General features: G+C 42.0%; 25 protein-coding genes and 1 tRNA gene. 16 read left to right on the top strand and 10 right to left on the bottom strand.

Going from position 1 to position 25,812, the window contains the following annotated elements; genetic code table 11:
- Nucleotides 1-38 precede the first annotated feature (38 nt).
- The 6 genes from WAA86_RS03110 to WAA86_RS03085 are packed head-to-tail and all read right to left on the bottom strand — an operon-like array spanning nucleotide 39 to nucleotide 7,972.
- Complete coding sequence (locus WAA86_RS03110; protein ID WP_443217563.1) at nucleotides 39-1,928, bottom strand: CocE/NonD family hydrolase; 1,890 nt, start codon at nucleotides 1,926-1,928, stop codon at nucleotides 39-41.
- Nucleotides 1,928-3,934, bottom strand: a complete 2,007-nt coding sequence (locus WAA86_RS03105) for a protein-disulfide reductase DsbD family protein (protein ID WP_337299517.1) — start codon at nucleotides 3,932-3,934, stop codon at nucleotides 1,928-1,930. The genes WAA86_RS03110 and WAA86_RS03105 overlap by 1 nt, the downstream gene beginning before the upstream one ends.
- Entirely contained in the window at nucleotides 3,931-5,325 is a 1,395-nt protein-coding gene (gene tilS, locus WAA86_RS03100; protein ID WP_337299516.1) for a tRNA lysidine(34) synthetase TilS, read from the bottom strand. The genes WAA86_RS03105 and tilS overlap by 4 nt, the downstream gene beginning before the upstream one ends.
- Nucleotides 5,252-6,073, bottom strand: coding sequence for an alpha/beta hydrolase (locus WAA86_RS03095; protein WP_337299515.1), 822 nt, complete (start codon nucleotides 6,071-6,073; stop codon nucleotides 5,252-5,254). The genes tilS and WAA86_RS03095 overlap by 74 nt, the downstream gene beginning before the upstream one ends.
- 59 nt (nucleotides 6,074-6,132) lie before the next feature.
- Nucleotides 6,133-7,431, bottom strand: coding sequence for an anthranilate synthase component I family protein (locus WAA86_RS03090; protein ID WP_337299514.1), 1,299 nt, complete (start codon nucleotides 7,429-7,431; stop codon nucleotides 6,133-6,135).
- A 7-nt stretch (nucleotides 7,432-7,438) separates the two neighbouring features.
- Entirely contained in the window at nucleotides 7,439-7,972 is a 534-nt protein-coding gene (locus WAA86_RS03085) for an NADPH-dependent FMN reductase (RefSeq protein ID WP_337299513.1), read from the bottom strand.
- 128 nt (nucleotides 7,973-8,100) lie between these two features.
- Here WAA86_RS03085 and WAA86_RS03080 point away from each other — a divergent pair, with 128 nt between their 5' ends.
- Complete coding sequence (locus WAA86_RS03080) at nucleotides 8,101-9,297, top strand: heparan-alpha-glucosaminide N-acetyltransferase domain-containing protein (RefSeq protein ID WP_337299512.1); 1,197 nt, start codon at nucleotides 8,101-8,103, stop codon at nucleotides 9,295-9,297.
- Between the two features lie 57 nt (nucleotides 9,298-9,354).
- Entirely contained in the window at nucleotides 9,355-9,588 is a 234-nt protein-coding gene (locus WAA86_RS03075; RefSeq protein ID WP_337299511.1) for a CDGSH iron-sulfur domain-containing protein, read from the top strand.
- A 55-nt stretch (nucleotides 9,589-9,643) separates the two neighbouring features.
- Here WAA86_RS03075 and lpdA read toward each other — a convergent pair whose 3' ends face one another.
- Nucleotides 9,644-11,050, bottom strand: a complete 1,407-nt coding sequence (lpdA, locus tag WAA86_RS03070) for a dihydrolipoyl dehydrogenase (protein WP_337299510.1) — start codon at nucleotides 11,048-11,050, stop codon at nucleotides 9,644-9,646.
- 91 nt (nucleotides 11,051-11,141) lie between these two features.
- Nucleotides 11,142-11,600: an Lrp/AsnC family transcriptional regulator gene (locus WAA86_RS03065; protein ID WP_337299509.1), complete on the bottom strand. Its 459-nt coding sequence runs from the start codon at nucleotides 11,598-11,600 to the stop codon at nucleotides 11,142-11,144.
- A 157-nt stretch (nucleotides 11,601-11,757) separates the two neighbouring features.
- On the opposite strand from WAA86_RS03065, the gene WAA86_RS03060 reads away from it, so the two are divergent.
- The 11 genes from WAA86_RS03060 to ribB all read left to right on the top strand — a co-directional run bounded on the left by WAA86_RS03060 (nucleotide 11,758) and on the right by ribB (nucleotide 22,808).
- Entirely contained in the window at nucleotides 11,758-12,978 is a 1,221-nt protein-coding gene (locus WAA86_RS03060; RefSeq protein WP_337299508.1) for an aminotransferase class I/II-fold pyridoxal phosphate-dependent enzyme, read from the top strand.
- 69 nt (nucleotides 12,979-13,047) lie between these two features.
- Entirely contained in the window at nucleotides 13,048-14,538 is a 1,491-nt protein-coding gene (gene nhaC / locus WAA86_RS03055; RefSeq protein WP_337299507.1) for a Na+/H+ antiporter NhaC, read from the top strand.
- 280 nt (nucleotides 14,539-14,818) lie between these two features.
- Nucleotides 14,819-15,463, top strand: a complete 645-nt coding sequence (locus tag WAA86_RS03050; protein WP_337299506.1) for a peroxiredoxin — start codon at nucleotides 14,819-14,821, stop codon at nucleotides 15,461-15,463.
- Between the two features lie 72 nt (nucleotides 15,464-15,535).
- Nucleotides 15,536-15,850: a thioredoxin family protein gene (locus WAA86_RS03045; RefSeq protein WP_337299505.1), complete on the top strand. Its 315-nt coding sequence runs from the start codon at nucleotides 15,536-15,538 to the stop codon at nucleotides 15,848-15,850.
- Nucleotides 15,831-16,088, top strand: a complete 258-nt coding sequence (locus WAA86_RS03040; RefSeq protein ID WP_337299504.1) for a DUF6952 family protein — start codon at nucleotides 15,831-15,833, stop codon at nucleotides 16,086-16,088. The genes WAA86_RS03045 and WAA86_RS03040 overlap by 20 nt, the downstream gene beginning before the upstream one ends.
- A 118-nt stretch (nucleotides 16,089-16,206) precedes the next feature.
- Nucleotides 16,207-16,713, top strand: coding sequence for a thiol peroxidase (tpx, locus tag WAA86_RS03035; protein WP_337299503.1), 507 nt, complete (start codon nucleotides 16,207-16,209; stop codon nucleotides 16,711-16,713).
- Nucleotides 16,706-17,071, top strand: a complete 366-nt coding sequence (locus WAA86_RS03030) for a diacylglycerol kinase (RefSeq protein ID WP_337299502.1) — start codon at nucleotides 16,706-16,708, stop codon at nucleotides 17,069-17,071. Before tpx ends, WAA86_RS03030 begins: the two co-directional genes overlap by 8 nt.
- 64 nt (nucleotides 17,072-17,135) lie before the next feature.
- Nucleotides 17,136-19,523, top strand: coding sequence for an FtsK/SpoIIIE family DNA translocase (locus WAA86_RS03025; RefSeq protein ID WP_337299501.1), 2,388 nt, complete (start codon nucleotides 17,136-17,138; stop codon nucleotides 19,521-19,523).
- A gap of 7 nt (nucleotides 19,524-19,530) precedes the next feature.
- On the top strand, nucleotides 19,531-20,172 hold the full coding sequence (locus WAA86_RS03020; RefSeq protein ID WP_337299500.1) for a LolA family protein: 642 nt from the start codon (nucleotides 19,531-19,533) through the stop codon (nucleotides 20,170-20,172).
- Between the two features lie 73 nt (nucleotides 20,173-20,245).
- Nucleotides 20,246-21,667 carry an LptF/LptG family permease gene (locus WAA86_RS03015; protein WP_443217566.1) on the top strand — a complete coding sequence of 474 codons (1,422 nt, stop codon included), beginning with the start codon at nucleotides 20,246-20,248 and terminating at the stop codon, nucleotides 21,665-21,667.
- A 7-nt stretch (nucleotides 21,668-21,674) separates the two neighbouring features.
- The gene (gene ribB, locus WAA86_RS03010; RefSeq protein ID WP_337299498.1) at nucleotides 21,675-22,808 is read left to right on the top strand and encodes a 3,4-dihydroxy-2-butanone-4-phosphate synthase; all 1,134 of its coding nucleotides are present in this window, start codon (nucleotides 21,675-21,677) and stop codon (nucleotides 22,806-22,808) included.
- 23 nt (nucleotides 22,809-22,831) lie between these two features.
- Here ribB and WAA86_RS03005 read toward each other — a convergent pair whose 3' ends face one another.
- Both WAA86_RS03005 and WAA86_RS03000 read right to left on the bottom strand, forming a co-directional pair.
- A complete protein-coding gene (locus WAA86_RS03005; protein ID WP_337299497.1) occupies nucleotides 22,832-24,025 on the bottom strand; it encodes a DegT/DnrJ/EryC1/StrS family aminotransferase in 1,194 nt (397 codons plus the stop codon).
- Nucleotides 24,026-24,095: 70 nt separating this feature from the next.
- Nucleotides 24,096-24,731 carry an NAD(P)H-dependent oxidoreductase gene (locus WAA86_RS03000; RefSeq protein ID WP_337299496.1) on the bottom strand — a complete coding sequence of 212 codons (636 nt, stop codon included), beginning with the start codon at nucleotides 24,729-24,731 and terminating at the stop codon, nucleotides 24,096-24,098.
- A gap of 336 nt (nucleotides 24,732-25,067) precedes the next feature.
- Between WAA86_RS03000 and WAA86_RS02995 the strand changes: the two genes are divergently transcribed.
- The 3 genes from WAA86_RS02995 to WAA86_RS02985 all read left to right on the top strand — a co-directional run.
- Nucleotides 25,068-25,152: transfer RNA gene (locus tag WAA86_RS02995), tRNA-Ser, on the top strand.
- A gap of 25 nt (nucleotides 25,153-25,177) precedes the next feature.
- The gene (locus WAA86_RS02990) at nucleotides 25,178-25,441 is read left to right on the top strand and encodes a hypothetical protein (protein WP_337299495.1); all 264 of its coding nucleotides are present in this window, start codon (nucleotides 25,178-25,180) and stop codon (nucleotides 25,439-25,441) included.
- A gap of 31 nt (nucleotides 25,442-25,472) precedes the next feature.
- On the top strand, nucleotides 25,473-25,812 hold a 340-nt coding region (locus WAA86_RS02985), incomplete at its 3' end, for a hypothetical protein (RefSeq protein ID WP_337299494.1).

The raw sequence follows: 25,812 nt of genomic DNA, 5'->3' as shown, positions 1-25,812 counted from the left end.
CTTTTGGCAGCCCTTTTTATTGGTAAAGAATATGTATCCTATTCCATTACTGTAAATTCTATTTGTGAACTATGGAATACTTTATGCGTCTGTTTTTTAAAATCTTCCGGTTTTGCATAGAATATGTTTTTCACAAAAGTCTGCGGGTTGATATCAATATATGGGAACCAGGTACTTTGTATTTGGATCTGGATCTTGTGTCCCTTTTTAAATGTGTGCATCACATCCTGTAGTTTTATATTCACAGCGGATTCTTTATTGGGAACAAATGCTTCCGGTTTAGAGAAATCGTTCCTATATCGCCCCCTAAGCACCTCACTACGAACCATCTGATGGTAATTGCTCATTTTTAAATACTCTTGGGTTTCCTCATAATCGGGATGATCGGCAGGATAGACATCTATCAATTTCACTACCCAATCCGCATCCGTTCCTGTAGTTGCCACCTTTAACTTGGCCATAATATCACCCGCCAATGTCACGGGATTATCCAAGGCCTCGGTTTCAAAAACCAATACATCTGGCCTACGGGCAGCAAATCGCTGGTCATCTGTCATATATTTCCTTGGAGTGAAAACAACTTTAATATCTTCAGTATAGGGCACTGGTTTCTTGGGGTCACTGATGAATTCATCGGCAGAATTACCATTAGCGCCATCTTTTCCAAAACCTTGATCTGGTTGCAGGTAATAGATTTCTTTCTTGGTATTCTTTGGGGGCCAAGCATCAAATTGTTTCCATTCCTTGGTGCCCGTATCAAACACATAAGCCTCAGGAAGCTCTGTCTCCTGTTCCCCTTCTCCCTTTAAGAAATGATTGAAAAATTTACTTTCTATATGTTCCTGAAAGAATTGAGATATATCGTCACCAAAATAAACATTCCCGATTGCCTGTCTTTTGGTTTTTTTAGACCAATCACCGTGGCTCCATGGTCCCATTACGATCGTATTGTAATTGGAATTTTGTTTTTCTATGGTACTGTAAGTGGTCAACGGTCCATAAAGGTCCTCGGCATCAAACCACCCCCCAACTACCATGACGGCAGGCTTAATATTTTCCAAATGCTGAATGATCCCTCGTTTTTGCCAGAACTCATCATAATCCGGATGCTCTTTCAATTGCTGCCAAAAAACGTTGTCCTCCTTATAATATTTGTCCAAATTGGAAAGCGGTCCGTTGTCCAAAAAGAATTGGTATTGGTCCTGTGTACCTATGTCCGGATAAGTATACCATTCTTCCTTGGTGGGGGTATCCTTCATATATCCAAATACAGAGGTTGCTCTCCAGTAGCTCAATAAGTAGGCACCGTTATGGTGAAAATCATCAAAATAAAAATCACCTATAGGGGCTTGTGGAGAAACCGCTTTTAAGGCCGGGTGGGCATCCAACAAAGAATAGGTGGCATAAAACCCTGGATATGAGATCCCCCAAATTCCAACTCTTCCATTATTGTTCTCTACATTATTCACCAACCATTCAATAGAATCGTAAGTGTCCGAGGCCTCATCTACCTCCCCTTCTTTTTTATTGGGTACAAAGGCTCTCATATTGTCATAAACACCCTCACTGTTCCACCTTCCCCTGACATCCTGGTAAACAACAATATTGCCCTCCATCATCATTTTCATATTGGGACCGATCTGTGACTTAAATTCATTGGCACCATATGGTTTACAGCTATAAGGGGTACGCTGAAAAAGGATGGGATATTTTTTAGAGGTATCCTTTGGTGAATATATTGTGGTGTGCAACTTAACTCCATCACGCATAGTGATGGTAACCTCCTGCTTGGTATAATGTTCTTTTGCTACATAATTTTCCGCTGTAACCGTTTTGGAATCCCCTGGCATTTCCTTTTCCAGGACTTTGACATTTCTACAGGAAAAAGCCATGGATACGGCCAAAAGAAGGATAAGGTGTTTTTTCATTAGTTGAATGTTTTGGTTTGGTTAAATGGATTATCTGCAGCTAAGGACCTATAGTTCTTTAAACCGGTCTTCAACCAATTAAAATAGGTTTCCTTATCCGTATATTGAATGGAAGAGTTGAGCACTTCCAAATCCGGTGAAAGCAAAACATAGTAAGGTTGAGACGCCGCATTGAAGTTCAGAGTCTGAAAGGTACCCCACTTTTCTCCTACGGTCTTGATGGTCTTCACCCGCCCGGATTTATATTTAAAATCGAACTGTCCATCTTCCGGCAATGGTTTCCGATCATCGATGTACAGAGAAATCAGCACAAAATCTTCTTTTAGCAAAGGATAGATTTCGGGCTCACTCCAAACCGTCTCTTCCATTTTACGACAATTGACACATGCCCAACCCGTAAAATCCAAGAGAATGGGTTTATTGACCTTTTTGGCATGGGCCAAACCTTCATCAAAATCCTTGAAACAATCAATCCCCAAAGGACAGTCGCTCTCTTGTTCCATAACACTATAGAATTCTGGAGGCGGAAAACCGCTCAAGAGTTTTAGATTGCTCACCTTGGCCAGTCCCAAGATCAAATATAGTGTGAAGGCACCGCTCAATATGGCAATGCCCAATCTCGTTTTTGATAATTTTTGTTTGGGGCCATCGTGTGGGAAACGGAAAACCCCCATGAGATACAAGGTCATCAATAAAAACAACAGGATCCAGATTCCCAAAAATATTTCCCTTTTAAAAATACCCCAGTTGCCTACCAAATCGGCATTGGATAGGAATTTGAAGGCCAGTGCCAGTTCCAAAAATCCAAGAACCACTTTTACAGTGGTCATCCATCCTCCCGACTTGGGCAAGGAGTTCAACCATGCCGGGAACAGGGCAAATAGCGCAAAGGGCAAGGCCAAGGCCACCCCAAACCCCAACATACCAACTGTCAGATTGGTAGCTACATCACCATCGGCCAAAGCCGTACTTCCCAATAAACCTCCCAAAATAGGTCCTGTACAGGAAAAGGACACGATGGCCAAGGTCACGGCCATAAAAAATATTCCAAAACCCCCGCCTACTTTTGATGAGGCCGAATCCATCTTATTGGCCCAAGAGCTGGGAAGTGTAAGTTCATAATACCCAAAAAAGGAGAACGAGAAGAATATAAAAATCAAAAAGAAGAATACGTTCAGCCAAACATTGGTGGCAATGGTGTTCAAGATCTGCGAATCTACTGAATCAAACAAATGAAAAGGTAAGCTCAACAGGAAATAGATCAGTACAATAAAAAAGCCATATAACAAGGCGTTTGTTATGCCCCTTGCTTTTGGTTGTGATTGTTTGGTAAAAAAGGATACCGTCAATGGGATCATGGGAAAAACACAGGGTGTCAACAAGGCTATCAATCCTCCTAGAAATCCAAGTCCGAAAATCATCCAAAGACTGGTTCCAAGATCAACGTTCTCCGAATCGCCGTTCAAAGTTTTCACGTTCTTAAGGTCCAGCAGAAGAGCCTCACTCAGGTCCTGACTGCGCTGGTCCACCGTTTTTTCATTCACCACTACGGCCTTACCGCTCAGTGAAATATTGAATACTTCATCTTTGGGAATACAGACCTCTTTACAAATCTGATAAAATAGGGCAACCTCCAATTGGTCTACACTGGGATCCAATAGCTTGATTCGTTGTGTAAAAAGAGCCTCATCTTTGAAGAAAACCTCTTCTACCTCAAATATTTCACTGAACTCCCGAACCGTTTTTCCTTCTTTTGCCTCCCCTAACAATTCGTAACCTTCACCGGCGCCTTCAAAAGTAAATTCGCTAGGCTGTGAACCGCCTTCAGGGGTAAATTGGGAATAGATATGCCACCCTTTTAGAATGTCACCTTTTATGATTAGGTCATATTCCAGATCAGAAATCTTTTTTACCTCATAGGACCATGCAACAGGATTATCCTCCGTTTGGGCAAATACCCCGGTAAATGTCAAGAATAATACAATCCCTGCAATAAATTTCTTCATTCCTCTATTTTGATTTTTAATATCTGTTTTGTTTTAGAGGTCACCTTAAATCGATCGTCCCCTCTTTTTTCCATAATCCAAACCACTAGATCCTCAGAACACAATAACCATTGTTTTTCCTTGGAAATACGGTCCATTTTGATGTCCTTGAAAAATTTGGACACCTTTTTTCTTCCGCGCATGCCAAAAGGGTAAAAATAATCCCCTTTTCTCCATTTTCTTATGGTCAATGGATACTTTAACGTTTCTTTATCTACATAAAGTATATTACTCCCTGTTTCCTCCATCCTGTCAACAACCTCAAAGGATAGCTGCATTGGCACCTCCAGCCTCTTGTCACTTTCCTGAACCTTGTATGCTACACTGGTTGGCTCTATTAACTCTTGAAGGAGCAGATACTCCCTGTGTTTCAGCAATCTGTGCGTCTTGGAACGAACCTCTTTGCCTCCCATGGCCGTCAATAATGACTGTACATCATTCCATTCCACAAACCCATAATCATGGAACAAGGCGAACAAATAATGTTCAAGGGGTTCCAATTTTGATAATTCGGCAATCGGAATTTTGACCACCTCCTGTTCCCTGACAAAAAGGTGCGCTTTTAGTTGTCTGATATGCCCATCTATTATCATGGAGGTTCCATTCAAATAATGCTGGGTTTGCAAAAAATTATTCAAGAAGGTAGGATGTAATTCTTTGAGTAAGGGGACAATCTTGTGCCTGATCTGATTCCTTAGATATTTGGTTTCCTGGTTGGAGCTGTCCTCACGCCATTTTAATTCCTGGCTTTTGGCATATTCCGTAATCTCTTCCCTGGAGTTTTTTAGCAAAGGTCTTGAAATGCTTTCTGTATTTTCTGGAATACCTGTAAGGCCATCAATACCTGTTCCCCTCGAAAGGTTGATCAAAAAAGTTTCTAAATTATCATCGGCATGGTGTGCCGTTATAAGTGTCTTCCATCCTTTTTGCTCCATCAAACCATGAAACCAATCATAACGGAGCTCACGCGCTGCCATTTGAAGAGAAACTTTCTTTTTACCCATGTAATCCGCTGTATCAAAATGAATTACATAAAACTCCTTATCCATGTCATGGGCCAATGCCTTAACAAAAGCCTCATCACCATCACTTGCTTCTCCCCTTAATCCAAAGTTACAATGGGCCAATGCAAAATCCAAGCCAGCACTATGGCACAAATGGGTTAGGACCACACTATCAAGTCCTCCGCTACATGCCAATAAAAACTTGCGTTCCCTTAAATGGGGAAAGGTGTTTTGAATATGTTCTTTGAATTCTTGTAGCACGATGTAAATGTACTTAAAGTTGTTGCCCCAACCAATTCTTGATAAGGCCCAACATTTCTTTACTGCATAGATCCTTGTGCAATTCATGGTAGCCCCCTTCCATAAGCTCCAAGGTGGTCGTATTGGCATTTTCGTGAAAAGCCAGTGTTCCCCTATGGTCAATAATGGGATCTGCGGTGCCATGTACCAACAGGGTGCTTACCTCCATTAAATTACTATTTGCTATGGCCCATTCTCCGGCATCCATTATCGGTAGCGAGAACATGGGACTTACCTTATCGTGTACCAAGGGATCATTTTTATAACGTACCACTTCCTCCGGAATTCTAGATATTCCCTTGGTATCCAAACCGGATGGCAAGGTCAAAGAAGGAAATATATTGAGCATGGCCCTGCCCAAGATCATTTTCCATTTGGGGGGATCAAAGGCCAACCGAAGATAAGGACTGGTTGCTATGATCCCACGGATGTTATGTTTTCTCCGCATAGCGAAATTTAGGACAAGATTACCTCCCATACTATGCCCGTAAAGGAAAAGCGGCTTTTGGGGATAGAGCGATTGTGCCCTTTCAATGACCAAATCCAGTAATTCCAGTAGACTCTCGTAATTGGGGCAATGGCCCCGCTTTCCTCCCGTTTGTCCATGTCCAAAATTGTCATAGGCCACAACGGCAAGCCCGGCATTTTCCAACATGGGGATCACCTCCGGCAAATACCTCCTGTAGTGTTCCCCGAACCCATGGCACAGCACGGCCACTCCCTTAACCACTTGGGGCTGGGTGTACATCATGGCGATGCTATACTTCTTAAAAGGGAGGAAAAATTCTTGGTGCATTCTTATCGATACTTACCTTTAAAAGTAACCAATTAATTGGAAATAAATCCCTGTGTATCCTATTCTTCCAAAACCAAACGCATTGCTTTTGCTTTTAGAAGACATTCCTCATATTCCTTCTCTGGGGAAGCCTTGGCCGTTATGGCACTACCTACCGAAAAGGATACATATCTATGGGTGGCATTGTAGAGAATACTTCTAATGATAACATTAAAATCAAAGTCGCCCGCAGGTGTAAAATACCCAATGGCACCACTATAGAGACCGCGTTTGGTTGCCTCCAATTCTTCAATAATTTTCATGGCCGAAACCTTAGGGGCACCAGTCATGCTACCCATTGGAAAAGTCTCTTGGATGATCTCCACGGGATTTTTCTCTTTATCTACGGTGGCAACAATGGTTGAAATCATTTGGTGAACCTGTTGGTAGGAATATACCTTGCAGAGTTCTTCTACCTCTACACTACCCTTCAATGCGCTTTTGGACAGGTCGTTTCGAACCAGGTCCACAATCATTATATTTTCTGCCCTTTCTTTGGGGTCATGCTCCAAATTCCTCTTTAAACTGGCATCTTCCACGGGGTCCATGGAACGTTTTGCCGTTCCTTTTATAGGCTGTGATATAATTTTGGCTCCATGCTTTTTTATGTAGCGTTCCGGAGAGGCAGAGAGGGCATAAACATCATTCAATTTTAAGAAAGTGGCAAAAGGCGGCTTGGAAATGGCGTTCAATTTTTGAAAAGTACGCAGGGGATCAATCGTGGTATCTTCCGCATAAAACTCTTGACAGAAATTGGCCTCGTACACATCCCCCCTATGGATCTTCGTCAGTAGTTGTTGGACCCTGTTGAAATAATCGTCCTTAAATATTCGCAGTTTAATTCTGATCGAAGATTCCCCGGTTGGCGCTTGCTCCATGGTTGGACTTATACTATTTATGGCTCTGAAATCTTCCTCCATCTCATCTGAGACCATATTCAAATAGCAAAATTTGATCTCGTTCCCATTGATCTGAATGATTCTTTTGGGTTGAAAAAAATGAAGCTCGGCGAAGCCCAGACCATCATAATTGGAAGAAGTCAGTTGTTCCACATCATTCTTCAGGTCATAGGACATGTATCCAAACAACCAATCCTTACTCTCATGTTGGTATGATTTCAATTCTTCGAAAGCCTGATGGTGGTCCGTGACCATTGAGGTAAGTGCATCCACTGCCAAAAGTCCATCAAAGGAACTGTACCTTCCCTGATGCCCATTGCTTTCCAACCAAACCACTTCATGGTACTGTTGGGCCCACATCAAAAGAGCATCCTTGAAATTATTGATATTCGCGACCGTAAAATTGGCTTCCGTACGCAATGGAATATTATATTGAATTTAAAAAAACCTGTAAGGCCTCTTGGTGTCCATTTTTCAATGTTTCATCCAAAATGCCCTCTTCGGAAGAAAAATTATCTTTGAAGGAAGGCAAAGAAAAAGTTGCAACAACCTCACCTCCGAAACGGGGAAGCGTATCCTTGACATAGGTCAGGGCAGATTGAGCCCCCCTTTTTCCCGGGGAGGCAGACATCAACAAAATTTTTTTATCCGCCAAAAACCGTTTGTCCACTCGGGATAACCAATCCATTAAATTTTTGAAATAGGCAGAAGGGCCACTGTTGTGCTCATTGACAGAAATCATCAATCCATCGGCTTTTTTAATATCTTCGTTCAATGCAACCATATCATTCGGGTACCCATGAGCCTTCTCAACATCTTCACTGAACATGGGAACTGGCAAAGTGGAAAGATCCATAAGTTTGATCTCATTTTCACCAACCAATCCCGAGGTATATTTTACCAATTTATAATTTATCGACGTAGAAGAATTGCTGCCCGCAAATGCCAAAATAGAAGCCATTGAAATTTTTTTTTACGAAAATACCCCAAAATAGGCATACGTGCGAGTATTTTATATAATTTTGCACTCGGAAACATCCAAACACCCTGTTTAACAAGTATATAGGGTAATTGATATTCGTGACTTAAATGAAAGAAAATAAGTACCGCTTATACTTTGTAGACGCCATGCGCGCTTGGGCAATTCTTATGATGTTACAGGGACATTTTGTAGATGGCCTATTGGACAACGCCTACAGGGACAATTCCAATTTAGCCTTTTCCATTTGGCAATACTTTAGGGGAATTACAGCCCCAGTATTCTTTACCGTGTCCGGTTTTATCTTTACCTATCTCCTGGTTAGGGGAGACCAACAGGGCTTTGAAAATCCTAGGGTAAAAAAGGGAATCAAAAGGGGACTTCAATTATTACTCATTGGATATCTTTTGAGACTCAATCTTTTTGGGTTGTTGAAAGGTGAAATTTACGGTACCTTCTATCTTGTGGATGTACTTCACTGTATCGGATTATCCATATTAGGCATTATTGGGATGTATTTATTTGCCAGTACCAAAAAGAAATTTGTACTTCCATTGATCTTATTTGCCACGACCATAGTGCTTTTTGTTCTGGAACCTCAGTATAAAATAATGGAATTTGGATTCCTACCAGATATGTTGGCCAATTATTTCACCAAGGCAAACGGTTCTGTATTTACCATATTCCCTTGGTTTGGGTATGCCACTTTTGGAGCCTTCCTATCCTTGCTGTTTACCAAATTCAAAGACTTCAAATACTTATACCCAGTAGCCATTGCCACCGCATTCACCGCAGGATTTGGACTCATCCTATATTCTTCGGGCTTTGTGAACTATTTGGCACAAACTACCGGCCTGCAATTGTTTGCTGATCTTTTTAAGAACAACTACCTCTTTATCAGGTTAGGAAACGTACTTGTGGTATTTGGTGTATTTATGACGCTTAGAAAGTTTATGCTGAACAGTACCGTACTAAAAATTGGTTCCAGCACCCTATCTATCTATATTTCACACTTCGTGATCTTGTATGGTAGTTTAACTGGATTGGGTTTCTATGCCTTTTTGCACCATTCCCTCTCCCCTTACATCGTGGTACCTGGAGCATTGATCTTTATGGTTGCCTGTGTATACAGTGCCCTAAAATACGAAGATAACAAGGTTGCGATCAAAGCCAAAGCAGGGGAATTGGTTCAACAGTTCACTGCCCATGCCGAACCGTGGATCGCCTTTACCTTTAGGTTGATCAAAGACACATTATTTAGAGTAAGGGTAACAGTCATCAAGCTATTTAGATTCGCTAAAAATTAAGCATAACTATTTTTCACTGCCTCTCATTGGTTTACTTTTACGGGCTAAAAAATAACCATGAGTGAGAAACAAACATACGCGCCTATAGCCGTAGAACTTGAAAAAGACAAACGTTATGCCTGGTGTACCTGTAGCCATAGCAGCAACCAACCATTTTGTGATGGCTCACACAGAGCGCACAATGCAACCCCTTCCCTTGGTTTTTCCGTGGAGGAGGATAAAAAAGCCTATCTGTGCACATGTAAGCAGACGAAGAATCCGCCTTATTGTGACGGCTCCCATAAGAACTAACAAAAAATCCCATCAAATAGCTTGATGGGATTTTTTTTATGTAACGGATGCGATGTTATATGTGTAAGGCCCTATCATCTGTAGCGGCAAGAGCAGCTTCCTTTACAGCTTCCGCATAGGTTGGATGGGCATGGCTCATTCTCGAGATATCCTCGGCAGAGGCCCTAAATTCCATAGCGGTTACCGCCTCGGCAATTAGATCTGCAACACGGGCTCCGATCATATGGACTCCCAGAACTTCATCTGTTTTTTTATCGGCAAGGATTTTGACAAAACCGTCAATATCCATACTTGCCCTAGCTCTTCCCAATGCTCTCATCGGAAATTGGCCAACCTTAAACGCTACACCAGCTTCCTTCAACTCCTCCTCTGTTTTACCAACTGCTGCCACTTCCGGCCAAGTGTAAACCACTCCAGGAATTAAGTTATAATCGATGTGTGGTTTTTGTCCGGCCATAATCTCTGCTACCAAAGTACCTTCCTCTTCGGCCTTATGAGCCAACATAGCTCCTCTTACCACATCTCCGATCGCATAAATATGGGAAACATTGGTCTGCAGATGATCATTAACGGCCACTCTGCCCCTATCGTCCAATTTCACCCCTGCGGCGTCCAGATTCAATCCTGCCGTATATGGGCTACGACCTACAGCCACCAAACAATAATCGGCGGTAAAGGATACCTCATTTCCTTTGTTGTCATCGGCCTTTATAATTACTTCATCACCTTTCCGCTCTACGGATTTTACTTTGTGTGAAGTATTGATCTTCATTTTTTGTTTTTTAAGAACTTTGGCAAGTTCTTTTGAAAGTGCTCCATCCATTCCTGGAATAATACGGTCCATGAATTCAACAACCGTCACTTCAGATCCCAATCTCTTATAAACCTGTCCCAATTCAAGACCAATAACCCCACCACCAATTATTACAAGGTGCTTGGGTATTTCTTTTAGCTTTAAAGCCTCCGTAGAGGTTATGACCCTCTCTTTATCTATTTTTATAAACGGCAGACTGGACGGTTTTGATCCGGTAGCAATAATTACCTTCTTTGCCTCTATGGTCTCTGATTTGCCATCGTTCTTTTTGATATCGATATGGGTAGCATCTTTGAAGCTTCCCAACCCTTCGAATACATCAATCTTGTTTTTATCCATCAAGAACTGAATCCCCTTGGTGGTCTGGTCCACTACGGATTGCTTTCTGGAAATCATTTTCTCCAAGTTTACTTTGACCTCCCCAGGTATTTCAATACCGTGCTCTTCGAAATGCTTCACCGCATCTTCATAGTGATGGGATGAATCCAACAACGCCTTAGAAGGTATACAACCCACATTAAGACAAGTACCTCCCAAGGTGGAATACTTTTCTATAATTGCTGTTTTCATTCCTAACTGTGCGCAACGGATCGCTGCAACATATCCTCCGGGGCCTGAACCAATAATGGCTACGTCATATGAACTCATAAATATTCTTGATTTTTTTAAGACAACACAAAATTAGTACTATTTTCTGGTTTAGAAACCTTGTAGCTTTCAAAGTTCAATATTTGGCGTATTAGATTGGAATTGCGGTAGTATGCTTTACCTCAGTGATCACAAAAGAACTCTGGGTACTCCCAATGTGGTTGATGGCCGTAAGTTTTGCCACCATAAAATCCCTGTAAGCCTCCATATCGCTTACGTGGATTTTTAAAATGTAATCGTAATCCCCACTAATATGATAGCATTCTACAACTTCTTTGAGTCTTAATACCTCCCTTTCAAACTGGGATACAAATTCTTTGGTATGCTGAACCAGCTTTACGTGACAGAGCACCACAAAAGCCTTGTTCACTTTCTTTTTGTCTACCAGGGCAACATACTTGGTAATGCAACCTGTTTTTTCCAATCGCTTTATTCGTTCATAAACCGCTGTCACTGATAAATTTAGCTCATTAGCGTATTCTTTGGTCGTCTTTTTGCTATCTTCTTGCAAAAGAGCCAACAACCTCACATCTATTTCGTCAAATTTCATCCCGATTATTTTTCTTGAATTTGAAGGTTTTACCTGGTTTTCTAGTTTAAAAATCTTATATAATCTATAAATATAGATTTATTTTCACTTAAAATCTCCTATCATTGACAATAAAACTAGAATTCTTAATTTTATACCATAAATAAAACAACTTATTATGGATTACAAGGCATCAGACAGTATACAGGATTTGCAATATTTTGGTGAATTTGGAGGTGTTAACCCCTCTATTTCGGATTCTTCCACCTACACCTTTTTATCGGCCAAGACGATGTTCGATACTTTTGAAGGGAATACAGAGGGCTGCTACTTGTACAGCAGACACTCCACCCCTTCCAACTTGTATTTGGGAGAAGCACTGGCTGCTTTGGAAGGAACAGAATCTGCCAATGTAACTGCCAGTGGTATGGGGGCTATTACCGCTGTAATTTTTCAACTTTGTGACACCAGTGACCATATAGTTAGCAGCCGTACCATCTACGGTGGAACTTATGCCTTCATGAAGAACTTCCTTAAAAAGTTCAATATTGGAACTTCATTCGTTGATATCACCAATCTAGAGGCGGTTGAGGCAGCAATCACCCCAAAAACAAAAATGATCTATTGTGAGGCAGTCAGTAACCCCCTCTTGGAAATAGCCGACATAAAAGGACTTTCCAAATTGGCAAAAAAATACAACCTTCCACTTGTTGTGGACAACACCTTTTCCCCTCTATCAATCGCTCCGGCCAAATTAGGGGCCGATATCGTGATCCACAGTCTAACCAAGTTCATCAACGGCAGTAGTGATTGCGTGGCCGGTGTGGTATGTGGAACAACTGATTTTTGTCTGAGTCTTAAGGACGTTAACAATGGTGCCGGAATGCTATTGGGAAGCACCTTGGACAGCTTACGGGCGGCTTCCATTTTAAAGAATATGAGAACCCTTCATATCCGTATGAAGAAACACAGTGAAAATGCCACCTACTTGGCCGAAAACTTTGTTAAAGACGGACTCAGGGTAGTATATCCAGGATTGAAATCGCACCCGAGCTACCAGATCATGAAGGATCAAATGGTAGCGGAATATGGTTTTGGCGGTATCATGACCTTGGACGTAGGCTCTTTGGACAAGGCAAACGCCCTTATGGAACTGATGCAAGAGCGAAATTTGGGTTATTTGGCAGTTAGTCTTGGATTCTACAAAACGCTATTTAGTGCTCCTGGAACCTCTACTTCTTCGGAGATTCCCATGGAGGAACAGGTAGAAATGGGCTTGTCCAACGGATTGATCCGATTCTCCATAGGCTTGGACAATGACATCCATAGAACCTATAAAACCATGAAAAACTGCATGTTAGAATTGGGAATCCTAAAAGAAGCTGAAATGACCAAATAAGCAATTTTCAAAACACTTGCAGAACTATTACCAAAATCGTAATATTACGAGGTAACTAACATATGTTTCATGCAGAGTCAAGACATTAATTCCTCTAAACCACAAGACGAAAATATAGTTAAAAATAAAGAATTAAACATTTGGGAAGCCCTGATACCAGTTTTTGCACTGGTAGGCATGTTAGCTTATAATGTTTTTGTTTATGGGGATGATGCCTTAAGTGGCTCCAACCAGTTTATTCTGCTTATGGGTGCGGCGGTAGCTGCAATTGTAGGTGTTTTCAATAAGGTTTCTTACGACCAAATGCTGGCCGAAGTTGCCGAAAATGTAAAATCGACCACAGGGGCACTTCTCATTTTATTAATGGTAGGTGCCCTTTCTGGTACGTGGTTGATCAGTGGGATCATACCCTCTATGATTTATTATGGACTACAGGTCCTGAACCCTACCATATTTCTGGCCGCATGTGTAATCATCTGTGCCGTTATTTCAGTGGCCACAGGGAGCTCTTGGACCACTTCGGCCACGGTGGGTATTGCTCTGATCGGTATAGGCGACACCTTGGGCATCCCATTGGGAATGACAGCTGGGGCCATCTTATCTGGAGCTTATTTCGGGGATAAAATGTCCCCTTTGAGCGACACCACCAATTTAGCGCCGGCCATGGCCGGAGGAGAACTGTTCAGCCATATCAAATATATGTCGATCACTACAGTTCCCACCATATGTGTTACCCTCGTGGTTTTTATCATCATGGGTTTTTCACTGGATACCTCTGGAACGGCCGACACCCAATCTATTTTGAATTCCATTGACAATACATTCAATATCAATGGCTGGTTGTTTTTGGTACCCGTTGCCGTAATCTTGTTGATCTTAAAAAAAGCACCCCCATTATTAGCCCTATTGATCGGAACCCTTTTGGGAGGAGTTTTTGCCTTAATCTTTCAACCTGAAATTGTCATGGGAATTACCGAAGCGACGGAAATGTCCTTTGAGGCCGGTTATAAAGGAATTATGAACGCCATTACGGTCGACACCAATATTGCTACGGAAAATGAAGCCCTGAACGATCTATTTTCATCCAAAGGAATGGCGGGAATGCTCGGGACCATTTGGCTGATCGTTTGCGCCATGGTCTTTGGCGGAATCATGGATGGCATTGGAGCACTCTCCAGAATAAGCAGTGCCCTTTTGAATATGGCCAAATCTACCTTTAGCCTATTTGCAAGTACCGTTGCCAGTTGTTTGGCATTGAACGTAACGGCTTCAGACCAATATTTGGCCATTGTAGTACCCGGTAAAATGTTTGCCAAGGCATATAGTGATAAAGGATTGGCACCAGAGAACCTTAGTAGGACGTTGGAAGATTCAGGTACGGTAACCTCCGTACTGATCCCTTGGAACACCTGCGGTGCCTATCACAGTGGTGTTTTGGGTGTTAGCGTCGCCGAATACTTCTTTTACGCCATTTTTAACTGGCTGAGTCCTTTTATGACGCTGTTGTTCGCCGCTTTACGAATCAAGATCAAGCAATTGGCCACTCCGGAGACAGTGTAGTGGTTTTGACTGTCAAAACTTAAAAATCCGTTAAGGAATTCGGAATGCAGAAAATTGTTCGAATCCAAAAAAAATCTTCTTCGTAAATATAGGGAGTGTATTTTGGCAAACCCTTAAGGGAGACACCTCAATAATGCTAATTATTCAAGAATTACCAACTTGCTCCAACGGCATTTATAAAAATTATCCTTCCATAGTATTTTCCAATTCCATTAACACCTCAGACCTTTAATTCCTTGTAATTTTGTGACAAGAATTTAACATTTAAACAAAATAGAATATGGCATTTGTAGGGAAAAAATTTCCAAATTTATCAGTAAACGCGATGAATGAATTGGGTGATACGTTTAAGATCAATGTTTTGGAAGAAGCAAAGAATAACAACAAAAAAGTTTTGTTGTTTTGGTATCCAAAAGACTTCACATTTGTCTGTCCAACAGAATTACACGCATTCCAAGCAGCGCTGGGAGAATTTGAAAAAAGAAATACTATAGTTATCGGAGCTTCTTGTGATACTGCAGAGGTTCATTTTGCATGGTTAAGCACTTCCAAGGACAACGGCGGTATCGAAGGGGTTACCTATCCTATTTTGGCCGATAGCAACAGGAATCTGGCTTCAACATTGGGCATCTTGGACATTACCAACGAGCAATATGATGATGAAACAGGAGTTGTGACCGTTGAAGGTGACAATGTAACCTATAGAGCAACCTATCTTATCGATGAGGAAGGAACTGTATTCCATGAGGGCATCAACCATATGCCGTTGGGAAGAAACGTAAATGAATATTTACGTTTGGTAGATGCCTATACCCATGTTCAGGAGAAAGGGGAAGTTTGCCCAGCAAACTGGGAAGAAGGAAAAGACGCCATGTCTGCCAATAGAGCAGGTGTTGCCAATTACCTTTCTGCACACGCAAACTAATTAAAGCATACTGCATTATGGCATGGGGCTTTTGCCCCATGCTTTTTTTTCAACTTAAAAATTGCATTAGTTATGATACTAGAATTGGAAAAAGACAATTTACAGGAGATTTTGGACAACAATACAAACGTTGTTGTTCAATATTCTGCAACCTGGTGTGGGAACTGCCGTATCATGAAGCCTAAATTTAAAAAAGAGGCTTCCGCGAATGAGAACATCACATTCGTGATAGCAGATGCCGAAAAATTTCCAGAATCAAGAAAGCTTGCCAATGTTGATAATTTACCAACGTTTGCTGCCTTTACCAGTGGAAAATTAAAGAATCAGGTTCAAACAAATAAGTACGACGTTTTAAAAGAGCTGATCAGTGAAGTTACCTATAATTAAGCACCTGACGACTTTCATCGAGGAAAACGATGAAGATTTTGTCATTGAGACCATTGAGACCCTTGAAGCGCTTACCGAGTTGCCTTCTCTAAAAGACGAGGAACTGGATGTCATTGGAGAACTTATTTCCAATATGTATGGCGCCTTGGACGTAGCCAAAGCCGTAAAGGAAGGGACGCCAAAAAAAGAGGCCCTGAACCAGTTTATGCAACGTGTTCTTGGTTCCATAGACAAATAAATGCTAAAACAGAATCATAAAAGTCCTTCCAAAAATGGAAGGACTTTTTTTGTTGGCAAAACCGCCGGTTTCATACATATATTTTATAATTTCACCACGAATTTTAAAACCCCTTCATATGGCCGCGGTTACGCTAAAAGGAAATACTATCAATACATTGGGTGAGCTTCCTGCCTTGGGAACGCAAGCCCCGAATTTCAATTTGACAAAGACAGATTTGTCACTCGCTACCCTTGCTAACTACAAAGGAAAAAAAGTGGTTCTGAACATCTTTCCGAGTATAGACACAGGTACCTGTGCACAATCGGTCAGACAGTTCAACAAAGAGGCCGCCGAATTAAATAATACCGTGGTCTTATGCGTATCCAAAGATCTTCCATTCGCTCAGGCACGTTTTTGTGGTGCGGAAGGGATAGACAATGTAGAAATGTTGTCCGATTTTAGGGAAGGTAGTTTTGGAAAATCCTATGGTCTGGAATTTACCGATGGACCTTTACAGAGCCTACATTCCAGAGCAGTGGTTGTCATCGATGAGCAAGGACAAGTCATGTATAACGAGTTGGTACCTGAAATTGTGGATGAACCCAATTATAAGGCGGCACTAGAAGCTTTGATGGATGCCTAGGGAATCGTTCTTGAAAAATAGGATAAAGGGTGTCGGTTACGCTCTTAGAGGCGCTTTGCTATTGGTCCGAACAGAGGCCAGTATCAAAGTGCAGGTATTTATTGGACTTTTGATGACCGCTGCCGGATTCTATTTTGAAATTTCGAGTACGGAATGGATTTTACAGATCTTTGCCATTGCCCTAGTCCTTGGGGTGGAAGGTCTAAATACCGCCATTGAAAAACTCGCTGACTATGTACAGCCGGAATACGACCAAAAAATCGGATTTTTAAAAGACATCTCTGCTGGGGCTGTCATGCTGGTATCCATAGCGGCATCCATTGCAGGCCTGATCATTTATTGTCCAAAAATTTTTTAAAACTATTGTAGAATCGGCTTACGTTCTAAATTTGTAATTTAGCCGCTTAAGAATATCAGATTTAATGGCAAAAAAGGTAAAAAAGTCAAAGCCTACAACTACCAAGAAAGGATGGTCACTTAAGTTGTCCAAAAAGAATAAAATAATATTGGGAAGCTTATTGATGCTTTTCAGCATAGCCCTGTTTTTTTCTTTTATCTCCTTTTATTTTACTTGGCAGGCAGACCAAAGCCTCTTGAGCGAGTTTTCGGACAGGAACGAGCAAGCCAAAAATCTCCTGAACAAATTTGGAGCCTCCATAAGTCATTTCTTTGTGTACAAAGGTTTTGGTTTGGCATCCCTGATATTCACCTTTCTGTTTTTCATCACCGGACTGCACCTCTTCCTAAGCTTGGATAAAAAAGGGCTGTTACGAAAATGGATCTGGGGCCTTGTTTTTATTATTTGGATTTCCATTACCATGGGGTTCTTTGCAGAAAAAAGACCCTTATTAGGTGGAATTGTCGGGTATGAAATGAACGATTTTTTACAGGACTATGCGGGGAAAATAGGCGTATTCCTATTGTTATTGTTCGGACTTACCATTATTTTGGTGAGACTCTTCCATTTTACCCCTGAAGCCATCATCAATTATTTCAAACAGAAAAGCAGTTCCCTGGCAGAAGATTTCAAAAGAAAACCTACCGTTGCACCTGAGGATAAAGAAGAGGAGGAAACCATCCCTGAAAAGGAAGGGCCCGTGGAAGTTATCGATACCTATACACACAAAAAAGATATCCCTCCCTTACAGATGGACGATGCCGATGATGGATTTAAAGTAGAGGTGGGCAACGATGGGGATGAAGACGAGGATGATATTTCCATGGAAGTGGAAAAGATCAAAGAAGAGGTGGAAGATACCGAACTTATGTCCCAAAAATTGGTGGAGGATTTTGGGGAGTTCGACCCTACCCTGGAATTGGGCAACTATAAGTTTCCAACCATTGAACTCTTGGACCAACATGGGGCCAGTGGTGGTGGCATTACCATTAACCAAGAGGAACTGGAGGAAAATAAGAACAAAATTGTTGAGACCCTACGAAACTATAAAATAGGAATTGCCCAGATAAAGGCCACCATTGGTCCTACGGTAACCCTATATGAGATCGTTCCCGAAGCAGGAGTAAGGATTTCAAAAATCAAAAATTTAGAGGATGATATCGCCCTTTCCCTTGCGGCCTTGGGCATCAGGATCATTGCCCCGATCCCGGGCAAGGGGACTATAGGTATTGAAGTCCCCAACAAAAATGCGACCATAGTGTCCATGCGCTCTGTGATCGCCTCCCCAAAATTCCAAAAGGCAGAAATGGAATTGCCCATCGCCTTTGGAAAGACCATTAGCAATGAAACGTTTGTAGTTGACCTAGCGAAAATGCCCCATTTATTGATGGCGGGTGCCACGGGACAGGGAAAATCTGTAGGATTGAATGCGGTACTGACCTCTTTACTGTATAAAAAGCATCCGGCGGAAGTAAAGTTTGTTCTTGTGGACCCAAAAAAGGTAGAATTGACGCTTTTCAATAAAATTGAAAGACATTTCTTGGCAAAACTACCTGATGTAGAAGATGCGATCATTACCGATAACACTAAGGTTATAAACACCTTGAATTCTCTCTGTATAGAGATGGACGATCGTTACGAGCTTTTGAAGCATGCCATGGTGCGCAACATCAAGGAATACAATACCAAGTTCAAGGCCAGAAAATTAAACCCTAATGATGGGCACAAGTTCCTCCCTTATATTGTATTGGTAATCGACGAGTTCGCAGATCTTATCATGACCGCCGGTAAGGAAGTAGAAACACCTATTGCCAGATTGGCGCAGTTGGCAAGGGCCATCGGGATACATTTGATCATCGCTACCCAAAGACCTTCCGTGAACGTAATTACGGGTATCATCAAGGCCAACTTCCCGGCTAGAATTGCCTTTAGGGTAACCTCCAAAATAGATTCAAGAACCATTTTGGATGCTCAAGGGGCAGACCAGTTGATCGGTAGAGGGGACATGTTGTACACTCAGGGCAATGATGTAACCCGAATCCAGTGCGCCTTTGTGGATACTCCAGAGGTAGCCAAAATAACGGAGTATATAGGGTCACAACGCGCCTACCCAGATGCCCATATTTTACCGGAATATGTTGGCGGGGACGACTCTGGCACAAGTATTGATTATGACATATCCGAAAGAGATGCCATGTTCAGGGAAGCAGCAGAAGTTATTGTTGTGGCACAGCAAGGTTCAGCCTCACTGATTCAGCGAAAACTTAAACTGGGATACAACCGGGCAGGGCGTATCATAGATCAGTTGGAGGCCGCTGGAATTGTAGGCTCCTTCGAAGGCAGCAAGGCCAGACAGGTTTTGGTTCCGGACATGTTTGCATTAGATCAATTATTAGAAAACGAAAAAAAATAACAACGTGATGAAAAAATTATTTGTACTGGCATTTTTATTGACCTCTGCCTTTTCCATGGCACAAAACTCGGCAAAAGCAAAAACATTGCTGGACGAGGTTTACAATAAGGTAAAAGGATATAAAAATATCCATGTGGAATTTAAATATGCCCTTCAAAATACCGAAGCCAATATCAACCAGGAAACTCGAGGGGATGTAACCCTTCAAGGAGACAAGTATTTGTTCAACTACCTGGGATCACAACAATTGTACGATGGTAAAAAAGTATATACCATCGTTCCAGAGAATGAGGAGGTAACCATAGAAAACAAATCAGAGGATGCCAATACGGTTACACCTTCCAAAATGCTTACTTTTTACAAGTCGGGCCACAATTACGAATGGGATGTACTTCAGAACATACAGGGGAGAAAAATCCAATATGTTAAGCTTACACCTATTGATACCCATTCTGAAATTAAATCAATCCTTTTGGGCATCGACATAGAGACAAAACACATCTATAGGCTCATTGAAACCGGCAAAAACGGGACAAAGACTACGATTACTGTTAATTCTTTTAAAACGGACCAGCCTTTATCAAAAACCTTATTTACATTTGATGAAAGCAAGTACAAGAAAGAAGGGTACTACATTATAAGAAATTAGAAAGTTGAGGATACTAGACCGTTACATCCTATCGAGGTTTGTCTTTAATTTTGTCAGTTCGTTTGTCATTTTGATGTTTATCTTCATATTTCAAACCATTTGGCTATTTATTGATGATTTGGCCGGTAAAGGACTGGATATTGCCATCATTGGTAAATTCCTCTTTTACCTCATGCCCAATCTAACGGAAAAAGTACTCCCTTTAACAGTGCTTCTATCTTCCATACTTACCTTCGGAAGCTTTGCGGAGAACTACGAATTTGCGGCAATGAAGGCCTCAGGGATTTCCTTGCAGAGGGCCATGTTGCCGCTGATTATTTTAGTTGTATTTTTAGGGGGAGTCACCTTCTACTTCGCGAACAACATCATCCCGGCTTCAGAGCAAAAAATTTACAACCTAAGGAAGAATATTGCCAAAGTGAAACCTGCCGTGGCCATTGCCGAAGGGGTTTTTAGTGATTTTGAAGGCACCGGAATGAATATCAAGGTTGACAAAAAATCCGGTGAAAATGATCGGTTCCTGGAAAATGTCATCATCCATAAAAAATCCAAGACCAATATCAACAATACGGTCATCAAGGCTAAAACTGGGGAATTGGTGAGTAGCGAGGATTCTGACATTCTTCAACTGGTGTTAAGGGACGGCCATTATTATGAGGATGTCAGGACAAGATCCAGTAGTGACAACAAAAAACATCCTTTTGCCAAATCAAATTTTGAGACCTACACCATGAACATGGACCTGTCGGAGCTCAACAATGTGGATATGGAGGAAGAAAGGGACGTGAGCACGGATAAAATGAAGAACATATCCCGATTGAGCAAGGATATAGATTCGATTCGGGAAGACAATATTAAAACCGTGGAGACTTTTTCCAAAAGTGTGGCCAATAGAATGGGAGCGTTTATTCCCATTGCCAATCCGATGGATACTACCACTAAAAAGCAGACCGACAGCAAATTTGTGCCCCTGATGGCAGACCAATCCAAGGCTCCAAAAATTGAGGAGGTGATAGATCTTTATCAAGAATGGCAGCAGACACAACTGATCAGTTCTGCAAAAAACTCTACCAACAATATCCTTACCTCCGTAGAGGGCAAGAAACAGGAAATTGAAATAAAGTATAAAATTTACAACCTCCATATCCTTTCCCTGCACAAAAAATACGCTTTGGCACTTTCCTGTGTTATACTTTTCTTTGTTGGTGCACCATTGGGTGCCATAATTAGAAAAGGAGGTTTGGGATTGCCAATGGTCATCGCCATTATGCTATTTCTTACCTATTATTTTATTGGGGTCTTTGCGGGCAACTATGCCAAAGAAGGGAATATAAGCCCTGTTCTAGGCGCTTGGCTCTCCACATTGATCATGCTCCCACTGGGCGTATCATTGACCAGAAGGGCCACAGCCGATAAAGGATTAATGAGTTTTGGAAATATTGCGGATGTTTTCAAACAGTTTTTTAGGAAGATATTCCAAACCGCAAAAAGTTAGAATACCCATGATGAAAGATAAGATACAGCTGAATACGATTGAGGATGCTATTGAGGACATAAAAAACGGTAAGGTAATTATCGTTGTTGATGATGAAAATAGGGAAAATGAAGGCGATTTTTTAGCTGCGGCGGAACTGGTTACTCCAGAGTTGGTCAACTTTATGGCTACCCACGGAAAAGGTTTGATCTGTGCCCCTTTGACCGAGGGACGTTGCAAAGAATTGGGACTCCATAGAATGGTGAACAATAATACGGACCCTCTTGAAACTGCATTTACCGTTTCGGTAGACCTTAGAGGCAATGGGGTGACTACCGGTATATCTGCCGCTGACAGATCCAAGACCGTTATCGCCTTGACCCAACCGGAAACCAAACCCCATGATTTGGCCAGACCTGGGCATATTTTTCCTTTGGTCGCCAAAGAAGGTGGTGTTTTGAGAAGGACAGGACATACAGAAGCGGCAATTGATTTTGCACGTTTGGCCGGATTGAAGCCTGCAGGTATCATTGTGGAGATCATGAATGAGGACGGTACCATGGCCAGGTTGCCACAATTAATGGAAGTGGCCAAAAAATTTGACCTAAAGATTGTGTCCATTGAAGCCCTTGTAGCCTATAGAATGGAACATGACAGCCTTATTGAGAAAAAGGAGGATTTCAATATCACCACCCGATTTGGGGAATTTAGATTAAGGGCCTATAAGCAAACGACAAATGACCAGATCCATATAGCCCTGACCAAAGGTACTTGGACCAAAAATGATAAGGTACTCACTAGGATCAATTCTACCTTGGTCAACAATGATATTTTGGGCACATTGACCAATAATCCAGATAAAAAATTGGAGGATATGTTCAATGCCATCAATGCCGAAGGCAAAGGTGCGTTTGTCTTTATCAATCAGGAGTCACAATCGTTGAATCTATTGGGGCGACTTGCAGAGCTCAAGGAACTACAAAGCAAAGGGGTACTCAAGGCTCCAAAAATAGATATGGATGCCAAAGATTTTGGTGTTGGTGCACAGATTTTGCACGACCTGAATATTGCCAAGATCAAGTTAATGACCAATTCTGCCCAGACCAAAAGGGTAGGTATTGTTGGTTACGGCCTGACTATTGAAGAATACGTAAAGTACTAGTTATTCTTTATCCAAGAATAGATCTATAGATTCTCTCGAATGGTTTTGGCCATGGTTTGCGCCCGTTGCCCTACTTCTTCCTTCGTCCAGCTCAATTTGATCAAGCAGGAGATTGTCCTGCCCATCCAATAGTCTGATTTTGAAAAATCGGCCTTATCGTAATTGGGAAGGTGGTCATAGACTTTTGACGGGAGATAACTCAGTGTTTTTAGATGTTTCAGGTGTGCCCATTTGCGATGGTAGTGCCAATTGTTGTCATACCAGTAAAAACAAGCATCCACACCAGCTGTTGTCAGGGAGGTATGGACCTTTCTCGCTTGGTCCTCCGTTGGTAGGAAGAAACTGATAAAGGAGTAATTTTCCACACCATTTTCGGGCACGGTTCTAAAAGTTACCTCCGGAATGGTGGCCAATGCCTTTTTAATCGTATTGTAATTTTTTTTCTGAATTCCCAGAAAGGTATCGAGCCTCTTCAATTGGGCAACCCCAACAGCGGCATGGAGTTCTGATATGCGATAGTTGTAGCCCAAAAATGGATGCCCTTCAGCCCCCCTATCCGTTCCAATATGGTCATGCCCGTGGTCAGAATAGTGGTCGGCATTCTTATAATACGTTTCATCATTGGTGATCAGGGCACCACCTTCACCGCAGGTAATGGTCTTCACATAATCAAAGGAAAAACACCCCAAATCCCCGTAACTGCCCAAAGGCTTCCCTTCATAGCTGCCTCCGATGGCCTGACAGGCATCTTCTACCAATATAAGGTCGTGCTTGTCACACAATTCCTTCAAGGCCCTAAGATTGGCCATAGAGCCGCACATATGTACCGGCATTATAACCCTGGTCCTGTTTGTGATGGCACTTTCAACCGCTTTGGGATCCAAGGTGAGGGTGTCATCAATATCAACCAAGATTGGAACTGCCCCCAGGGCCAATACGGCCTCAAAACTAGCTACAAAGGTAAAGGTGGGCATAATCACCTCATCCCCTGCTCCTACTCCTGCGCTGGCCATGGCCACTGTTAAAGCGGCCGTACCACTGCTCACCAATTGGGCGTGTTTCACCATCATTCTTTTTGCGAGGGCCTTTTCCAGTTCCTTTGCTTTCCAATGGCCGTTTCTCTTGCCATCAAATCCATAACGCATTAAAACCCCTGAATTGAGAACATCATTGACCTGTTCTCTTTCCTTATCTCCAAAAAGTTCGAATCCCGGCATAAAATATAAATCGTAAAAAATTAGTTTAAAAAATCAAGGTTCATGGTAAAAGGAAGAGGTTCCCGTAGTATCAATTAATATCTATAATACTGTCCTTCATGGAGCGCCTCACTTTTTTCATTTCGGCAAACATATCATCTTCTGCCCTATACCCTACGGGAAGCACCAATACCGAGGAGAGTCCAAAGGGTTCCAATCCCAATAATTCGTCATAGGCAGCAGGTTCAAATCCTTCCATGGGACAGGAATCTATCTCCTCGAAGGCACAAACGGTCAATAAATTGCCCAATGCCAAATAGGCCTGGTTGGTTGCCCAATCCTTGACTTCCTTGATATCTTTTTTTGAAAAGGAACGGACCAAGGCATCTTCGAAGGGATTGATGATACTTTCGCTGGTTTTCCTAATATTTTTTACCCGGGTAAAATATTCCACTATAAAATCCTTGTCTACCACACGTTCTATACAAATGACCAATACATGGGAGGCTTGGGATACCTGTTGTTGACCATAGGAGCTGGCGACCAACTTTTCCTGTAAATCTTTATTCTTCAACACCACCATACGGATAGGTTGCAGCCCATAGGAAGTAGCAGTCAAGTTAAACGCTTTTTTAAGTCTTTCAAGCTTTTCTTCGGAAAGTATTTTTTCCGAATCAAACTTTTTAACCGCGTAACGCCATTCCAAATTTTTAATACTGTCCTTCATTTTTCCTTCCTAATTAAAGCGATGATCCCACCATATGGCTATGGGAACATATATTTCTTCTAGCATTAACCTGCATAGCAAACATGTTGCACACACTCTTGGTTCATTAGTCATCCGTGCAACCCTCTAAATTAATCCTATTATCTCAATTCTGTTTTGATCCAATAAAAAAAGATTCATAGGGTTACAAATATACAAAGGGATAAAGCTAAGATATGGCTTTGGGCTCTTATTTCTGACCATGAAAAGGGCCAAAAGTTGGTGTACAAAAAAATCACAAAAAATATTTAGGGATTACAAAAAAGGTTTCTATATTTGCACCCGCTAAGATATTCTGGAGAAATGGCAGAGTGGTCGAATGCGGCAGTCTTGAAAACTGTTGAGGGTCACACCTCCGGGGGTTCGAATCCCTCTTTCTCCGCAAAAGGAAACCCATAACGAAAGTTATGGGTTTTTTGTTTTCTATAGCCTCCGAAGTTTACTTCGAGGAGGCGGAAGGAAACAAAAAACCAACACGCGAAGCGGGTTATGGTTTCTATGCTTGCCCAGGATCACCCATTTGGGATGCACAATCCCGAGACTTCGGGAGCAGTGAATCCCATTCCCAAAAACCAACACGCGAAGCGGGTTATGGTTTCTATGCTTGCCCAGGATTGCCATTTGGGATGCACAATCCCGAGACTTCGGGAGCAGTGAATCCCTTTCCCTAAAAACCAACACGCGAAGCGGGTTATAATTTCCATGCTTGCCCAGGATCACCCATTTGGGATGCACAATCCCGAGACTTCGGGAGCAGTGAATCCCTTTCCCAAAAACCAACACGCGAAGCGGGTTATGGTTTCCATGCTTGCCCAGGATCACCCATTTGGGATGCACAAGCGTAGTGCAGTGAATCCCCTTCCAAAAACCAACACGCGAAGCGGGTTATGGTTTCTATGCTTGACCAGGATTGCCATTGGGGATGCACAATCCCGAGACTTCGGGAGCAGTGAATCCCTTTCCCAAAAAACCAACACGCGAAGCGGGTTATGGTTTCTATGCTTGACCAGGATTGCCATTGGGGATGCACAATCCCGAGACT

Origin of the sequence: Sediminicola sp. 1XM1-17, assembly GCF_037203765.1 — a bacterium.
GTDB lineage: Bacteria > Bacteroidota > Bacteroidia > Flavobacteriales > Flavobacteriaceae > Sediminicola.
Note: the sequence above shows the minus strand (reverse complement) of the source record. Positions and strands in the feature narration are given on the sequence as shown.

Excerpts from the sequence above, each read along its gene's own strand:
- nhaC (WP_337299507.1), top strand. The coding sequence starts at position 13,048 with ATGCAGAGTCAAGACATTAATTCCTCTAAACCACAAGACGAAAATATA.
- WAA86_RS03000 (WP_337299496.1), bottom strand. The coding sequence starts at position 24,731 with ATGAAGGACAGTATTAAAAATTTGGAATGGCGTTACGCGGTTAAAAAG.
- WAA86_RS03105 (WP_337299517.1), bottom strand. The coding sequence starts at position 3,934 with ATGAAGAAATTTATTGCAGGGATTGTATTATTCTTGACATTTACCGGG.
- WAA86_RS03045 (WP_337299505.1), top strand. The coding sequence starts at position 15,536 with ATGATACTAGAATTGGAAAAAGACAATTTACAGGAGATTTTGGACAAC.
- WAA86_RS03085 (WP_337299513.1), bottom strand. The coding sequence starts at position 7,972 with ATGGCTTCTATTTTGGCATTTGCGGGCAGCAATTCTTCTACGTCGATA.
- WAA86_RS03005 (WP_337299497.1), bottom strand. The coding sequence starts at position 24,025 with ATGCCGGGATTCGAACTTTTTGGAGATAAGGAAAGAGAACAGGTCAAT.
- WAA86_RS03060 (WP_337299508.1), top strand. The coding sequence starts at position 11,758 with ATGGATTACAAGGCATCAGACAGTATACAGGATTTGCAATATTTTGGT.
- lpdA (WP_337299510.1), bottom strand. The coding sequence starts at position 11,050 with ATGAGTTCATATGACGTAGCCATTATTGGTTCAGGCCCCGGAGGATAT.
- WAA86_RS03110 (WP_443217563.1), bottom strand. The coding sequence starts at position 1,928 with ATGAAAAAACACCTTATCCTTCTTTTGGCCGTATCCATGGCTTTTTCC.
- tpx (WP_337299503.1), top strand. The coding sequence starts at position 16,207 with ATGGCCGCGGTTACGCTAAAAGGAAATACTATCAATACATTGGGTGAG.
- ribB (WP_337299498.1), top strand. The coding sequence starts at position 21,675 with ATGATGAAAGATAAGATACAGCTGAATACGATTGAGGATGCTATTGAG.
- WAA86_RS03065 (WP_337299509.1), bottom strand. The coding sequence starts at position 11,600 with ATGAAATTTGACGAAATAGATGTGAGGTTGTTGGCTCTTTTGCAAGAA.
- WAA86_RS03020 (WP_337299500.1), top strand. The coding sequence starts at position 19,531 with ATGAAAAAATTATTTGTACTGGCATTTTTATTGACCTCTGCCTTTTCC.
- WAA86_RS03050 (WP_337299506.1), top strand. The coding sequence starts at position 14,819 with ATGGCATTTGTAGGGAAAAAATTTCCAAATTTATCAGTAAACGCGATG.
- WAA86_RS03015 (WP_443217566.1), top strand. The coding sequence starts at position 20,246 with ATGTTTATCTTCATATTTCAAACCATTTGGCTATTTATTGATGATTTG.
- WAA86_RS03030 (WP_337299502.1), top strand. The coding sequence starts at position 16,706 with ATGCCTAGGGAATCGTTCTTGAAAAATAGGATAAAGGGTGTCGGTTAC.
- WAA86_RS02990 (WP_337299495.1), top strand. The coding sequence starts at position 25,178 with ATGGGTTTTTTGTTTTCTATAGCCTCCGAAGTTTACTTCGAGGAGGCG.
- WAA86_RS03025 (WP_337299501.1), top strand. The coding sequence starts at position 17,136 with ATGGCAAAAAAGGTAAAAAAGTCAAAGCCTACAACTACCAAGAAAGGA.
- WAA86_RS03080 (WP_337299512.1), top strand. The coding sequence starts at position 8,101 with ATGAAAGAAAATAAGTACCGCTTATACTTTGTAGACGCCATGCGCGCT.
- tilS (WP_337299516.1), bottom strand. The coding sequence starts at position 5,325 with ATGAATTGCACAAGGATCTATGCAGTAAAGAAATGTTGGGCCTTATCA.
- WAA86_RS03075 (WP_337299511.1), top strand. The coding sequence starts at position 9,355 with ATGAGTGAGAAACAAACATACGCGCCTATAGCCGTAGAACTTGAAAAA.
- WAA86_RS03095 (WP_337299515.1), bottom strand. The coding sequence starts at position 6,073 with ATGCACCAAGAATTTTTCCTCCCTTTTAAGAAGTATAGCATCGCCATG.